The organism is Sphingopyxis witflariensis (assembly GCF_002205635.1).
GTDB classification, from domain to species: Bacteria; Pseudomonadota; Alphaproteobacteria; order Sphingomonadales; family Sphingomonadaceae; genus Sphingopyxis; species Sphingopyxis witflariensis.
The window spans coordinates 503,309-517,141 of the sequence record NZ_NISJ01000002.1 but is presented as its reverse complement, the minus strand read 5'-3'; the positions used below and the strand labels follow the sequence as shown (position 1 = coordinate 517,141).

Annotated in this window: 10 protein-coding genes; 2 read left to right on the top strand and 8 right to left on the bottom strand. The window is 61.7% G+C overall.

The features are described 5' to 3' along the window. Positions 1 to 3: 3 nt before the first annotated feature. From CDQ91_RS06390 to CDQ91_RS06360, 7 genes are all read right to left on the bottom strand, one after another. Complete coding sequence (locus CDQ91_RS06390) at positions 4 to 1,947, bottom strand: acetyl/propionyl/methylcrotonyl-CoA carboxylase subunit alpha (protein WP_088471946.1); 1,944 nt, start codon at positions 1,945 to 1,947, stop codon at positions 4 to 6. Further along, a complete protein-coding gene (locus tag CDQ91_RS06385; protein WP_088471860.1) occupies positions 1,944 to 2,747 on the bottom strand; it encodes an enoyl-CoA hydratase-related protein in 804 nt (267 codons plus the stop codon). The genes CDQ91_RS06390 and CDQ91_RS06385 overlap by 4 nt, the downstream gene beginning before the upstream one ends. Before the next feature lie 8 nt (positions 2,748 to 2,755). Next, positions 2,756 to 4,366: an acyl-CoA carboxylase subunit beta gene (locus tag CDQ91_RS06380; protein ID WP_272897607.1), complete on the bottom strand. Its 1,611-nt coding sequence runs from the start codon at positions 4,364 to 4,366 to the stop codon at positions 2,756 to 2,758. Between the two features lie 2 nt (positions 4,367 to 4,368). Continuing rightward, the gene (locus tag CDQ91_RS06375) at positions 4,369 to 5,868 is read right to left on the bottom strand and encodes a class I adenylate-forming enzyme family protein (RefSeq protein WP_201791866.1); all 1,500 of its coding nucleotides are present in this window, start codon (positions 5,866 to 5,868) and stop codon (positions 4,369 to 4,371) included. Between the two features lie 533 nt (positions 5,869 to 6,401). Next, positions 6,402 to 7,553, bottom strand: coding sequence for an acyl-CoA dehydrogenase family protein (locus CDQ91_RS06370; protein ID WP_088471859.1), 1,152 nt, complete (start codon positions 7,551 to 7,553; stop codon positions 6,402 to 6,404). A gap of 51 nt (positions 7,554 to 7,604) precedes the next feature. Beyond that, positions 7,605 to 8,957 carry an acyl-CoA dehydrogenase family protein gene (locus tag CDQ91_RS06365; RefSeq protein ID WP_088471858.1) on the bottom strand — a complete coding sequence of 451 codons (1,353 nt, stop codon included), beginning with the start codon at positions 8,955 to 8,957 and terminating at the stop codon, positions 7,605 to 7,607. A 9-nt stretch (positions 8,958 to 8,966) separates the two neighbouring features. After that, positions 8,967 to 10,013 carry a phosphotransferase gene (locus CDQ91_RS06360; protein ID WP_088471857.1) on the bottom strand — a complete coding sequence of 349 codons (1,047 nt, stop codon included), beginning with the start codon at positions 10,011 to 10,013 and terminating at the stop codon, positions 8,967 to 8,969. A 589-nt stretch (positions 10,014 to 10,602) separates the two neighbouring features. Between CDQ91_RS06360 and CDQ91_RS06355 the strand changes: the two genes are divergently transcribed. Beyond that, positions 10,603 to 11,274: a TetR/AcrR family transcriptional regulator gene (locus CDQ91_RS06355; protein WP_088471856.1), complete on the top strand. Its 672-nt coding sequence runs from the start codon at positions 10,603 to 10,605 to the stop codon at positions 11,272 to 11,274. Positions 11,275 to 11,284: 10 nt separating this feature from the next. Here CDQ91_RS06355 and CDQ91_RS06350 read toward each other — a convergent pair whose 3' ends face one another. After that, positions 11,285 to 12,775, bottom strand: a complete 1,491-nt coding sequence (locus CDQ91_RS06350; RefSeq protein ID WP_158213624.1) for a flavin-containing monooxygenase — start codon at positions 12,773 to 12,775, stop codon at positions 11,285 to 11,287. Positions 12,776 to 12,867: 92 nt separating this feature from the next. Between CDQ91_RS06350 and CDQ91_RS06345 the strand changes: the two genes are divergently transcribed. Next, the gene (locus CDQ91_RS06345) at positions 12,868 to 13,641 is read left to right on the top strand and encodes an SDR family oxidoreductase (RefSeq protein ID WP_088471854.1); all 774 of its coding nucleotides are present in this window, start codon (positions 12,868 to 12,870) and stop codon (positions 13,639 to 13,641) included. Positions 13,642 to 13,833: the final 192 nt, after the last annotated feature.

The window sequence follows — 13,833 nt, the reverse complement described above, 5'->3', positions numbered from 1 at the left end:
GACTCATGTCGGCTCCGCCTCGACAATGAACAGAATGTCGCGCGCCGCTACCTGCTGGTTCGCGGCGACCGCAACGGTGGTGACTTTGCCGGCGATCGGCGCGATGATCTGCTGTTCCATCTTCATCGCCTCAAGCACCGCGAGCACGTCGCCGCGGGCTACAAGCTGGTCCTGGCCGACCCGCACCGCGGTAATGGTGCCGGTCATCGGTGCGCGCAGCACCCCGTCGCCGCCTGCGCTGGCGCGCGACGGAGCACGGTAGGTGGTATCTTCGAACCGATAGACCCGCCCGTCGAGATCGATCGCGATCTCATCATTGTCACAAAGATAGACCGCCCGCCGGAGCAACCCATCGACCTCGAACCGGACCAGCGTGTCGCCGCGTTCGACGATAGCAATCGACGCCGAATGTGCGTCGCTTTGCGCCGACCAGCGTTGCCCGGCCCGGGCTACGCGCACGATGGTTTCGCTGCCGTCGCTGGCGAGACTGACCTGATGCGCCTGCTTGCCATTCGACGACCAACCCTGTCCGGCCGTTTCCGCGGCAAGGATGGCGGCAATCAGGATCGCAACCGGGTCGCCTTGGCCCGGCTTGAAGCCGTCAGCATAATGTTTGCCGATGAAGGCCGTCGTCGCATCGCCCCGCCGGAATTCATCGATCGACAAGGCGTCGAGCAGGAACTCGCGGTTGGTCGCTACGCCGAGCAAGTGCGTGCCGCGGACTGCGTGGACAAGGCGCCGCAGAGCTTCGTCACGGTTTGCGCCGGTGGCGATGATCTTGGCGATCATCGGATCGTAGAATGAACTGATGACCTGGCCTGTCACCAGGCCGTGATCGATGCGCACGCCGTCGCCGGTGGCGGGCTGCCAGATCGATGCCACGCCGGTTTGCGGCAAGAATTCCTGTCGCGGGTCCTCGGCGTAGAACCGGACCTCGATCGCGTGACCTGAGATCGAAATATCGTCCTGAGCAAAGGGCAGGGGCAGTCCGGCCGCCACATCGATCTGGAGATCGACGAGGTCGATGCCCGTGACACATTCGGTCACCGGATGTTCGACCTGAAGACGCGTATTCATCTCCAGGAAGTAGAATTCGCCATCCTTGCCGAGCAGGAATTCGACGGTTCCCGCCCCGACATAATCGATTGCCGCCGCAGCGCGAACCGCCGCGTCGCCCATTCGACGCCGCAGGTCCTCGTCCACCGCAGGCGATGGCGCTTCCTCAATGACCTTCTGGTGCCGGCGCTGGACCGAGCAGTCGCGCTCTCCAAGATGCACGACCGACCCGAAACTATCGCCGAACACTTGAATCTCGACATGTCGCGCATCGACGACCGCGCGCTCAAGGAGAAGCCGATCGTCGCCGAACGCATTTTTTGCCTCCGACCGGGCGGAGACGAGCGCTGCCGCGAGGTCGCCGCGATCATGGACAAGGCGCATGCCGCGTCCCCCACCACCCGCCGAGGCTTTGACCATGACGGGGTAGCCGATCCGGTCGGCCTCGCGCACGAACAGAGCGTCGTCCTGATCATCGCCCTCATAACCCGGCACACAGGGCACGCCCGCTTCGATCATCCGCCGCTTCGATCGCGCCTTGTCGCCCATGACCCGCACCGAATCGGGCATCGGCCCGATGAAGGTGATACCCGCGGCGGCGCACTGCTCGGCGAAATCGGCATTTTCCGAAAAGAAGCCGTATCCGGGATGGAGCGCATCGGCACCGGTCGCGCGCGCCGCCGCCAGCACCCGCTCGGCCGACAGATAGGATTCCTGCAGCGGCCCACCGCCCAGCCGAAAGGCTTCATCGGCTTCCAGGACATGCCGCGCGCCAGCGTCGGCGTCGCTGAAAACGGCAACCGTCGCATAGCCCTTTGCCTTGGCACTGCGGATCACGCGGCACGCGATTTCGCCGCGATTGGCGATCAGGATTTTAGAAAACGGCTTCATGTCGTGGCCCATGCCGGCGGTCTCTTCTCTTTGAACGCTGCAATGCCCTCGGCGCCTTCGCCGAGGACGGCTTCAGCGAAAACTTCAGCTGCTAATCGCGAAAAGGCGGCGGCGTCGAAGTCGGGCAAGCCGTTGAGCAACGCTTTCGTCGCTGTCAGGGCGCCAGGGGCGCAGGCGCGAATCTCGGTGAGAATGACGTCGAGTCGCGCATCGATCGCGGCGCGATCGGCCAGCAATTCGTCGACAAAGCCGAAGCGCGCCGCTTGCGCCGCATCGAACCGGCTGCCGGTCAATGCGAGACGGCGTGTGATCGCCGGGCCGAGGCGCGCGACCACGAACGGCGCGATCTGCGCCGCGACGAGGCCAAGGCGCGCTTCGGAGAGGGCAAAGCTGGCGCCCGGCGAGGCGAGGACGATGTCGGCGCATGCGGCTAGGCCCATGCCGCCGCCCATCGCGGCGCCCTCGACCACCGCGATCACCGGCTTGGGGAAGGCGTGGAGGCCGCCGAAAACGCGCGCGCCGCGGATCGATAGTTCGACCATCTCGGCATGCGGATCGTCGCTCGATCCGCCCAGGGACTTGCCGCTCAAATCGGCGCCGGCGCAAAATATCCGGCTATTGCCTTGCAGCACGAGGGCGCGAACGGCCGGGGCGCCGCGATAACGCGAGAACAGCAGGTCGAAATCGGCCAGCAGCGGGTCGGAGATCGCGTTTCGCGTCGCCGGATCGTCGATCGTTGCGAAGAGCGCGCCACCGCGTTGCTCCAGCTTCAACACCGACATCTGCGGGGTATCGATCATGCCCCCGGTCACAGCCGCGCAATCCCGAAATTGTTTCGCGCCGGCTCGCGGGCATCGCCCTCGGTGCAGGTGTCCAGGCAGAAGACCACGACCCGGCGCGTGTCGCGCGGGTCGATGATGCCGTCGTCCCAGAGGCGCGCAGTCGCAAACAGCGCCTCGCCTTCGCGCTCATATTGCGCGATCAGCTTTTCTGACATCGCCGCCAATCCGGCATGGTCGGGCTCGACCCCGCGCGCCGCGGCACCGTCTTCGGCAACGATCGTCAGGACCTTTGCCGCCTGTTCTCCGCCCATCACCGACAAGCGATTGTTGGGCCATGAAAAGATGAAGCGCGGACCGAACGCCCGTCCGCACATCGCATAGGCGCCAGCCCCGAAACTCGCGCCGATCTGGATGGTGACCTTTGGCACCGACGCGTTGGTTACCGCCTGGATCAGCTTCGATCCATGTTTGACGATGCCCGACGTTTCCGCCTCCACCCCGACCATGAACCCGGTCGTGTTCTGGAGGAAGAGCAGCGGCGTTCGCGATTGGCAACAGAGCTGGATGAACTGCGCGGCCTTGGTTGCGCCCTGCGCATCGATCGGCCCGTTGTTGCCGATGATGCCAAGCTCACGGCCTTCGATCCGGGCGTGACCGCAAACGGTCTGTGGCCCATATTCCGCCTTGAACGCGGTGAAATCGCTGTCGTCGACGATGCGGGCGATGACTTCGTGCACGTCATAGGGTTTGCGGTAGTCGGGGGAGACGATCCCGAGCAATTCTTCGCTGTCGTAGCGGGGACCGGGCTTGGCAGGCGCCGGCAGGCATCGATCCCATCGCAGCTTTGCAAGAACTTCGCGCGCCTGGCGCAGCCCGTCGGCATCGCTTTCTGCCAGATAGTCGCCGACCCCTGTCATCCGGGTGTGCAACTCGGCGCCGCCGAGGTCTTCATCGCGGGCAATTTCACCCGTCGCCGCCTTGAGCAAAGGCGGGCCGGCAAGAAACACCTTGGAGCGGCCGCGAATCATGATGACATAATCGGAGAGGCCAACCTGATATGCGCCGCCCGCCGTCGATGAGCCGTGGACCACCGTGATCGTCGGCAGGCCGAGCGCGGACATGCGCGAGAGGTTCGCAAAGGTGCGGCCGCCCTCGACGAACATTTCGGCCTGCAGATTGAGGTTCGCGCCCGCGCTTTCGACCAGCTGGATATAGGGCAGCTTGTTTTCGATCGCGATGTCCTGAACGCGCAGCTGCTTCTTGATGCCCATCGGATGCGCAGCGCCGCCCTTGATGCCGGCGTCACTCGCGAACACCATCGCGCGGACGCCTGAGACGAAACCGATCCCGGCGATGACGCCGCCCCCATAGACGTTCTCGACGCCGTCATCATCGTGCATGCCGATTCCGGCCAGCGTCGACAGCTCCAGAAATGGGGCATCGCGGTCGAGAAGCAAAGCGACTCGATCGCGCGGCAGCAATTGTCCGCGCTTGGCGAATTTGGGACCGGCGCGGGCGGACGCCGCCAGCACCTTGGCTTCGAGCGCCCGAAAGTCCCCGATCAGTTCCAGGTGCGTCGCGCGGTTATGCTTGAACGCTTCGCTTTCGGCGATGGCCATGCTTTCAATACTCGCCACGATCAGCCTCCGAACAAATTGATGAAGCGATTGCGCAGCTCGACCTTGCGCAGCTTGGAGGTCGCGGTGAGCGGAAGATCGTCGACGAACTCGAAGGCCTTGGGCACTTCGTGTGGCGCGAGCATCTCGCGGCAATACATGTGGATGTGCCAGGATTCGGCGGTTTCCCCGGGCTTCAACATGATGACCGCCACGACGGCTTCCTGCCAGCGCGGGTGCGGCACGCCAATCACTGCGGCGTTCGCGATCAGATGGCATTGCAGCAGGACCTGCTCGACCTTGACCGATGAAACATTCTCGCCGCCGCTTTTGATGATATCCTTCAGGCGGTCGAGGAACAGCAATTGGCCATCATCGTCGATAACGCCAAGATCGCCGGTGTGATGCCAGCCGAAGCGCCGCGATTCAGCGGTTGCAGCCTCATCCTTGTAATAGCCGAGCATGACGTTTGGACCGCGATGCACGATTTCGCCAACCTCGCCATGCGGCAGCAGCGTGCCGTCCTCCGCCATGATCGCGACATCGTTGACGATCGACGGCTCGCCCCAATAATTGCCCTCCTTGAGCAACTGCTGCTCCGGACGCAGCATCATCGTGCTCGGGTACATTTCGGTTTGGCCCGACGACAGGACAAAGGTCGGGCAAAACTCGACCAGCAGGCGCCGCAGCAAAGGTCCGGGCATGGGGGCCATCGCGTAAATGCAGTAGCGCAGCGATGCGAGGTCCACCGTGTCGCGGACCGGATGCTCCATCATCGCGGCGTACATCATCGGCAGCCCGACGAAAAAGCTCACCTTTTGCTGATCGATCGTTGTCAGCACCTGTCCGGGTTCGAAGCCGTTGTGGAGCACGACGGTTGCGCCGGCGGTGAGGAATGTCGTCAGCAGGCAATGCGCCGACACATGGAACAGGGGCAAGACGATCAGGATGCGGTCGTCGCGCGTGACCATCCATTCGCCGATGTTGCACATGACCGTGGCATAGACGGCCAGATTGCAGTGCATGACGCCCTTGGGGCGCGATGTCGTCCCGCTCGTGTACATGATCATCGTCAGATCACGTTCGTGAATTGGCAGCTCGGGTTCGACGTCGGATGCGGTCGAAAGTCCGACATCAAAACTGGAACCGAGCGTCAGCACCAACGGGGCGCCGTTAGAGCCGCCCGGGACCGCATGACCCACGTCCGCATCGGTAATGACAATTACCGTCTCGGTATGGCCGAGGATATAGGCCCGGTCGTCCGCCGACAGGACGGGGTTGATGGGAACCCAGACCAGCCCCGCCTTGTGAATTCCAAAGATGACGACGATGAAGTCGATACTGTTCGCACAGATGGTCGCGATCCGGTCGCCGGGCTTTGCGCCCTTATCGAGCAACATATTAGCGCAGCGGTTGGCTTTGTCGTCGAGCTCGCCGAAAGTGATGGTGCCCGATGGCGTAACCACCGCCTCCTTGTCGCGGAAGCGACGCGCCGAACGACGAAGCAGATCGCCGAGAGCCACACGCCCGATCCCCTCGGTGACGGCCGGAGAGGGTTGAAGCCCCAAACTGACGGGTGAGTTCTTATAACCCTCAGTCGGCGCTGACTGCGATTGCGTTGATTCGACCGGCGCGTTCAAAGCCCGAACCTCACGCTTGCCTGGAGACAGCCCGACTTCGTTCCGACAATCGCAGCATCGTTCCGGCCGAATTTCGGCCTGGTCAGTTGATCCAGACATAAGCCAAACATCGGCATCCTCTTTCATTCGCTTCTGCTCGTCGGGAGCGCGACTCTTATCGGTCGGCAATAGCTGCCGCCTGTCGCACGGTCAAGACTTGCTTGCCGCAAGCTAGTCCAAGTTATTTGTCGCTGGGACCAACGGAGACGCTGCCTGATCGCCGCAATCCGCGGCGGCGGCGACGAGTTGTCGAGGGAGGCTGGCGCGTTGTCGGCGTACCAGACCGGATATATCGGCAAGGGCGGGGCAGGCGGACACAATTGTGCCCGCCGCCCTTGGATGCTCTGAGGTCGCTGAGCTGCTTATCGTGCCACGCGTCAGGCTGCGCCGATAAGTTCGCGACCGATCAGCATCCGCCGAATCTCGTTTGTGCCACCACCGATGCCGAGGAGCTTTGCGTCGCGATAGAGACGCTCAACCGGCCAATCCTTGGTGTAGCCTGCACCGCCGAGCGCCTGGACCGCCTCACTCGCCACACGCTCCGTGTTTTCAGCGGCCAATAACAATGCGGACGCGGCATCAAATCGAGTCGTGCGGCCTGCATCGCAGCTTTTCGCCACCGCATACACATAGGCCCGCGATGAATTGAGTGCGACGTACATGTCAGCAATTTTCGCCTGCATGAGCTGGAACTCGCCGATCGGCTTACCGAATTGCTTGCGTTCCCGCACATAAGGCAAAACGACGTCGAGACAGGCCTGCATGATGCCCAGAGGGATGCCGGCCAGAACCGCGCGTTCGAAATCCAGCCCACTCATCAGCACGCCGACGCCGCCGTTCACCGGTCCCAGGGCATTCTCCTCGGGCACTTCGCAATCGTCGAACACCAGTTCGGCAGTCGGCGAGCCACGCATGCCCATCTTGTCGATCTTCTGACCGATCGAGAAACCCGGCATATCCTTCTCGATGATAAAGGCCGTGATGCCACCGCTGCCTTCCCCGGTCTTGGCGTAAACGACAAGCGTGTCGGCGTAGGTCGCATTGGTGATCCAGAATTTCGTGCCGTTAAGGACGTATCCGCCCTGCACGGCATCCGCTTTCAATTTCATCGAGACGACGTCGGACCCCGCACCCGCCTCCGACATCGCGAGGCTGCCGAGATGCTCGCCCGAAATGAGCGGCGGCAAATATTTCCTCTTCTGTTCGGGCGACCCCCAGCGCGCGATCTGGTTGATGCAGAGGTTGGTGTGCGCGCCATAGCTGAGACCGATCGCGCCCGAGGCCCGCGCGATTTCCTCGCACGCAATCACATGCTCGAGATAGCCAAGACCCAGCCCGCCATATTCTTCCGCGACAGTGATGCCGTGCAGACCGAGCTCGCCCATGCTCGCCCACAGTTCGTCGCGCGGAAACCAGTCGTCTGCGTCGATTTTTTTCGCAAGGGGCGCGATTTTATCGGCCGCGAACCGGCGGGTCGTTTCCCGGATCATGTCGGCCGATTCGCCGAGATCGAAGTCAAACAACTGCATAAATCGCTCCCATCATATTTGTCATTTCAGGATTCAAATTCCGACCGGGTCTCATGGCGACGTCGAAATCTGCCCGGCACCGTCGGATCGGGGACGTGTTTCGCCGGGAGGCGCCGGCCAAAGGCTGGCCGCCGCTACGGCATCGGCTTCGGCGAGCGTGAGTCCTCGCGCGGTCGAGCCTTCCGACCTGCCGTCACCGGCGGCGTGGCGGCGCAGTTCAAGCTTGGCAATCTGGTTGCGGTGGACCTCATCGGGACCGTCGGCCAATCGCAGCAGCCGAGATGTCGCGAAGGCGGCGGCAAGGAAATGATCGTTGTTCGTTCCACCACCGCCAAAGAGCTGAATGGCCCAATCGACCACCTGTTGTGCCATGGCAGGCGCGGCCACCTTGATCATCGCGATCTCCTGGCGCGCGGCCTTGTTGCCGACGGTATCCATCATCCAGGCGGCACGCATCGTCAACAGTCGCGCCTGATCGATCAAAATTCTCGATTGCGCGATCCGCTCCAAGGTGACGCTCTGTTCCGACAACGGACTGCCAAAGGCTACTCGCTCGGTCGCGCGGCGGCACATCCGCTCCACGATCCGCTCGCTGAGCCCGATCAGTCGCATGCAATGATGGATGCGGCCGGGCCCAAGCCTACCCTGCGCGATCTCGAAACCGCGGCCTTCGCCGAGCAGCATATTGGCTGCGGGCACGCGCACATTCTCGAACACAACTTCTGCCGAACGATCGGGAACGCCGTAAAAGCCCAGCACGGGCAAGGCCCGAACGACCCGGACACCGGCGGCGTCGCGCGGGACAAGGATCATGGACTGCGCCTTGTGCCGGTCGGTTGCCGCATCGCCCGTTCGGCCCATGAAAATGAAGAAGGCGCAGCGCGGGTCGGTCGCGCCGGTGGTGTACCATTTGCGGCCGTTAATGACATAGTCGTCGCCGTCGCGCGATATTTCCGAAGCGATATTGGTCGCGTCGGAAGATGCGACTTCGGGCTCGGTCATGGCAAAAGCCGATCGTGTCTCCCCGGCGAGAAGCGGCTCAAGGTAGCGCGCCTTCTGTTGATCGGTGCCGAACAGCAGGAGGGTTTCCATATTGCCCGTATCGGGCGCGGAACAGTTGAAGATTTCCGGGGCAAAAAGCGAGCGGCCCATCGCCGCGCATAGCGGGGCATATTCGACGTTGCTGAGCCCGCGCGCATCGTGCGAGGCCGGGAGAAACAGATTCCACAAGCCTTCGGCGCGCGCACGCGCCTTGAGATCCTCGATATCGGGATAGATCGCCCAAGGGCCGAGGCGTTCGGCGGCCAGATACAGCTCGCGCTCGACCGGATAGAGGTGCTCGGCCATGAAATCCTGCAGTCGGCGTTGCAGGGCAAGGCTTCGCGCGCTTTGAGTGATGTCCACGCTAGTTCCTCATGAGGCCGGGGCGCCGGCGCGGCGAGCCTGTCCCCAAGCGAGTTCGGCCAGTTCAGGCAGCGCCTTGACACGCTCGGCAGCTTCCGGCGACGCCGCAGTCCCCCTTGCCAGACGGCCCTTGATGCCGTGGATGATGGCGGACAGCCGGAAGAAGGAAAAGGCCAGGAAGAAGTCGTAGTCGGAAGTATCCGCGATACCCGTGCTCCCGGCATACAGCGCGAGATATTCCTCTTCGCTCGGCGCGTTCAACGTGGCGAGATCGGCGCCCGCCAGTCCGGCAACGATGTGACTGGGCATGCGATACATCATCGCGTGATAGGCAAAATCAGCGAGCGGATGCCCGAGCGTCGCCAGTTCCCAATCGAGCACGGCGACGATCCGCGGCTCGGTCGGGTGAAAAATGAGATTGTCGCAGCGAAAGTCGCCGTGCACGACGGCCACTCGCTCGGGATTTCGCGGCCTGGCATGGTCAAGCCATGCAATCACCCGGTCCATGTTCGGATCCCGGCCGGCGACCGTATCGGCCATATACTGCTCGGAAAGCCGTTTGATCTGGCGTTCGACATAGCCCGTCGGCCGCCCGAAGCCGCCCAGGCCAATCTGATTGGGATTCAGCGCGTGCAGGTTCGCGATCGCCGAGTTCATGGCCCGGAAATAGTCCGGTCGATCACCCGTGCCGACATCGGGAAAGGTGGCGTCCCAAAAGATTCGCCCGTCGACCAGTTCCATCAGGTAAAACATCGTGCCGATAACTTCGGGGTCGAGGCAGGTTCCGAAAATCTGCGCCACGGGAACGCCCGTTTTGGCGAGAGCGGCTTGCACCGCCGCCTCGCGATCGACGGCATGTGCACCCTTCAACAGCAACCCCGATGGCTGGCGACGAAGAACGTAAGACCGTGACGGCGTGGCGACCAGATAGGTGGGGTTGGATTGGCCGCCCCGAAATTGCCGGACGCTAATGGGACCTTCATAACCGTCGACATTGGCGCTCATCCAGTGCGCAAGGCTCGCTTCGTCAAACCGGTGGCCCTCTCGAACGGGCATGGCACCCGTCGAATCCGCTAAGTTGGCGAGTTCAGTCACCCGAAGAAACCCTCTCAATAGCGACACTCACGGCCGATATCTCCCGTTTAGCTTGCTAGCCACAAGCAAGCAAGTGTCGAATTTTCATTGGGCGGGCAGCTCGGCTGTCGATCTGGCGTCGGGGGCAATGCGTCGCGCGACCTGCTTGGTGCCACGCGTCGTAAAACGAAAGGCCGCCCTATCTTCAATTTTCGGTCCATCGGGGATGAGGACGCCGGGCGCGAAATGAGGTTGATCCAGCCCACGTTCGATGCGTTCAAATTGCAACCGCTCGTTGCATGCGTGGGCGACACGACTATTCGTCTTTCCACCGAGGCGACATGCAAGTTCGTCTCGCGCTGGCACCCGGTCCGGCGACATCGGCGCTCAAGCGGAGGGGGCCGATCGGCTTGGTTCGTCGCTAGGAATCAAGCCTGCGGCGCGTTGAAAGCTGTCGCCGACGCAAGCAATTTGGACCACCCGCTTCCGGCCATCACTTAGCTTGCTCGAAACAAGCGAGTGGACTAGAGCTAACGCAAATCTAAAAACAAAGGACGGTAAGTTGGTACAAATGCGAAGGCTGAAACCGGCCAGCAGGGCAAGCAACAAGGCGCCGCGCCTCACCCAGGCGGAACGTACAGCTATTTCGGACGGACGGATGCTGGAAGCGGCAATGGCGCTCGTGCTGGAGCGCGGAACCCATAACACCACGCTTCGCGAGGTCGGCGAGCTTGCCGGTTACAGCCGCGGGCTGGCGAGCAACCGCTTCGGCTCAAAAGACGAGCTGTTCGCCGAGTTGATCCACGTTTTCAACGAGCGCTGGAAGAAAGAGAGCAGCGCCCTGGTGGGCAGCAAGACCGGGCTGGAGGCCTTCGATGCCGCGAACGATAGCATCATCGACTTCATGAACGATAATTCGGATTATATCCGCGCCATGTTCATCCTATACTATGAGACGGTGGGGAGCAGTACCGTGATGCGCGACCGCCTCGCCGAACAGCATGCCGCCTATCGCAGGGCGATTGCTCGTTATATCAGTCAAGGCATCGCTGAGCAGACCATCAAGCAGACCGTCGATCCAAGCCGCGTGGCGCTTCAATATACGTCTTTCTTCTTCGGCCTCGTTTATCAATGGCTCGCGAACCCGGACGTCATCGAGTTCGAGAGCGCATTGCATGATTTTCGTGACGCGATGATTCAGGTCATCGGCGAGCCGGACAGGGTCGTGAGCCGCATCGCCTGATCGCACGCGGTCAAGTTGCGAGGTTGAATTCCTGGTAGTTCGGATCGCGGAGAATGTCGCGATATTCGTCCGGCGTCCCGGTCCAGTTTTCGGGCATGCCCTTTTCGTCCAGATACCAGTTCTTGCAGCCCGTGTTCCAAATCGTCTTCGGGACGGCCGAGAGCACGCGTTCGCGGAACTGTGCCATTGCTTCCGGCCGGGCCTCGATCGAATGAAATCCGTTGTCCGCGCAATAGCGGATGATCTTGACGATATGGTCGACGATCGCTTCCGAATAAGCGATCGCGCTGAAATTGCCGCGCGGCGAATGTGGCCCGCCGACGAGCATGAAGTTCGGGAACCCCGGCACGTGGACCGACAGATGCGCGCCAGTTTGTTTCTTCCACACTTCGGTCAGCGATTCGCCGCGGGCGTTGGTCAGCTCGATTGGCCGATGGTAGGCACGCGCATGGAACCCGGTCGCGAAAATGATCACATCGAGTTCGTGCAAATGTCCCGACTCGTCCAGCAAGCCTTTCTCTGTTGCACGCACGATCCCGTCGCGCACGATCTCCACATTGGGGCGAGCCACGGCTGGGTAGAATAATGTGGACATGACCATACGCTTGCAAAGCGGCTCATCGGTGGGAGTCAGTTTCTCGCGCAGCACCGGATCCTTGACGCGGCCAAGATGCCATTTGCACATGGCGGACAGAAATTTGCGCTGCCAACCCTCTTTGATGACCGCTTCAGCAAAAACGCGCTCGAAGAACCAACCGTAAAAGCTGCCCGCCATGCGCCCGATGAAAGGAAAGGCGCGGACGATGGCGCGCTCCGTTTTACCGAACCGGCGATTTGGCAATGGAAACACCCACTGCGGCGTGCGGATAAAGGCCTTCAGATTGACCCCTTGATTGGCAATGGCGGAGATGGCCTGCGTTCCGGTCGAGCCGCTCCCAATTATTCCGACCCGCTTCTCCGAGAGGTCGATGCCGTCGAGCCACTCCGCCGTGTGGAACTTGGTCCCCTTGAAACTATGGATTCCTTCGATATCCGGGAAGGCCGGAACATGTAGCGGGCCCGTTGCCGCAATCAGGAAGTCGACGGTGTCGCGCTGACCGTTCGACATCTCGAGATGCCATTGCTGACCGTCGAAGTCCGCCTTCGTTACCTTGGCGCCGAACACGATATCGCGCCGAAGGTCATATTTGTCGGCGATCCTGATCATATAGGACTGGATTTCCGGGCCCAACGCAAGCCGGTGGCTCCAGCCGGGGTTGTGCTCGAACGAATAATTATAGTGGTGCGCGGGCACGTCGCAGGCGATGCCGGGATATCGGTTTTCGCGCCAGGTGCCGCCGACTTCGTTGGCCTTTTCATAAATGACCAGATTGTCGAGGCCCGCCTCGCGCAGTTTGATCGCCTGCATCATGCCGGCAGCGCCGGCTCCGATGATCGCGGTACGCGGACGATAGGCGGGTTTCTTGTCCCGCGACGTGTTCGTCGCCGGGCCGTTGGCCAATTGATTTTGCATTGCTCTCTCCACTTGCTTGTCACACACTAGTATCGCATTGTCGCGGTGACAAGTAGATTGGAGTCACGGCAATGAATTTGATGGGGCGCGTTCGCGGTAAGAAAGCTCTTGTGACCGGCGCGGCGCAAGGATTGGGTGCCGCTTCGGCGCAAATGCTTGCGCGGCATGGCGCTCAGGTTCTGCTGACGGATATCAATGAAGCCGGGGCGCAGGGGGTCGCCGATTCGATCAACCTAGAGATGGGTAGCGAAGTTGCCTGGGGCTTCCGACAGGACGCGACAAAGGTCGATGATTGGGAAGCGGCAATCGACCAAGCCCAGCGCCGCATGCAGGGACTCTCTGTGCTCGTCAACAACGCAGGGATGGTGCGGACAGGATCGATCGAGGACCTCAATCTCGAGCAATGGCATCACGTTATGCAGGTCAATACCGACAGCGTTTTCTTGGGTTGTAAGCTGGCATTGCCAATGTTGCGCGAGAGCCAGCCAGCCTCGATCATCAATCTGTCGTCCATCTCTGGTTTGATGGCGTCTCCGAACCTTGCCGCCTATAATGCCTCGAAAGCTGCGGTGTGGCTCCTCACCAAATCGGTCGCGCTGCTCGCGGCCAAAAAGGGGTGGGACATCCGCTGCAATTCGATCCACCCGACCTTCATTCGCACGCCGATGCTCGACGATCTGCGCGGGGATCGCGACGAGGCGGCAACGCTTGCACGTCTGGCTAAACAGGTTCCACTGGGTCGCCTCGGTGGCCCCGACGACGTTGCTTATGCGGTCTTGTACCTGGCGTCGGACGAGAGCCGTTTCATCACCGCAGCTGAATTCAAGATCGACGGCGGAATTTCCGCGATTTAGAAACTTGCTTGCGCCTAGCTAGCGTATTAGATATGACGAATCACATTCAACGCAGATTGAGGTGGGAGAGGACGAATGAGCGCTCGGATGCCTTATCAACGCAAAGGCCCATTGATTGCCCGGCAGCGCGCCGGTGCAAGTCGCGCATCAACTGTCCCATTATCGCTGACTAATACCGATCGGCACGAACGC

Coding starts and splice junctions, on each gene's coding strand:
- CDQ91_RS06390 (WP_088471946.1), bottom strand. CDS start 1,947: ATGAAGCCGTTTTCTAAAATCCTGATCGCCAATCGCGGCGAAATCGCG.
- CDQ91_RS06385 (WP_088471860.1), bottom strand. CDS start 2,747: ATGATCGATACCCCGCAGATGTCGGTGTTGAAGCTGGAGCAACGCGGT.
- CDQ91_RS06370 (WP_088471859.1), bottom strand. CDS start 7,553: ATGCAGTTGTTTGACTTCGATCTCGGCGAATCGGCCGACATGATCCGG.
- CDQ91_RS06360 (WP_088471857.1), bottom strand. CDS start 10,013: ATGCCCGTTCGAGAGGGCCACCGGTTTGACGAAGCGAGCCTTGCGCAC.
- CDQ91_RS06355 (WP_088471856.1), top strand. CDS start 10,603: ATGCGAAGGCTGAAACCGGCCAGCAGGGCAAGCAACAAGGCGCCGCGC.
- CDQ91_RS06345 (WP_088471854.1), top strand. CDS start 12,868: ATGGGGCGCGTTCGCGGTAAGAAAGCTCTTGTGACCGGCGCGGCGCAA.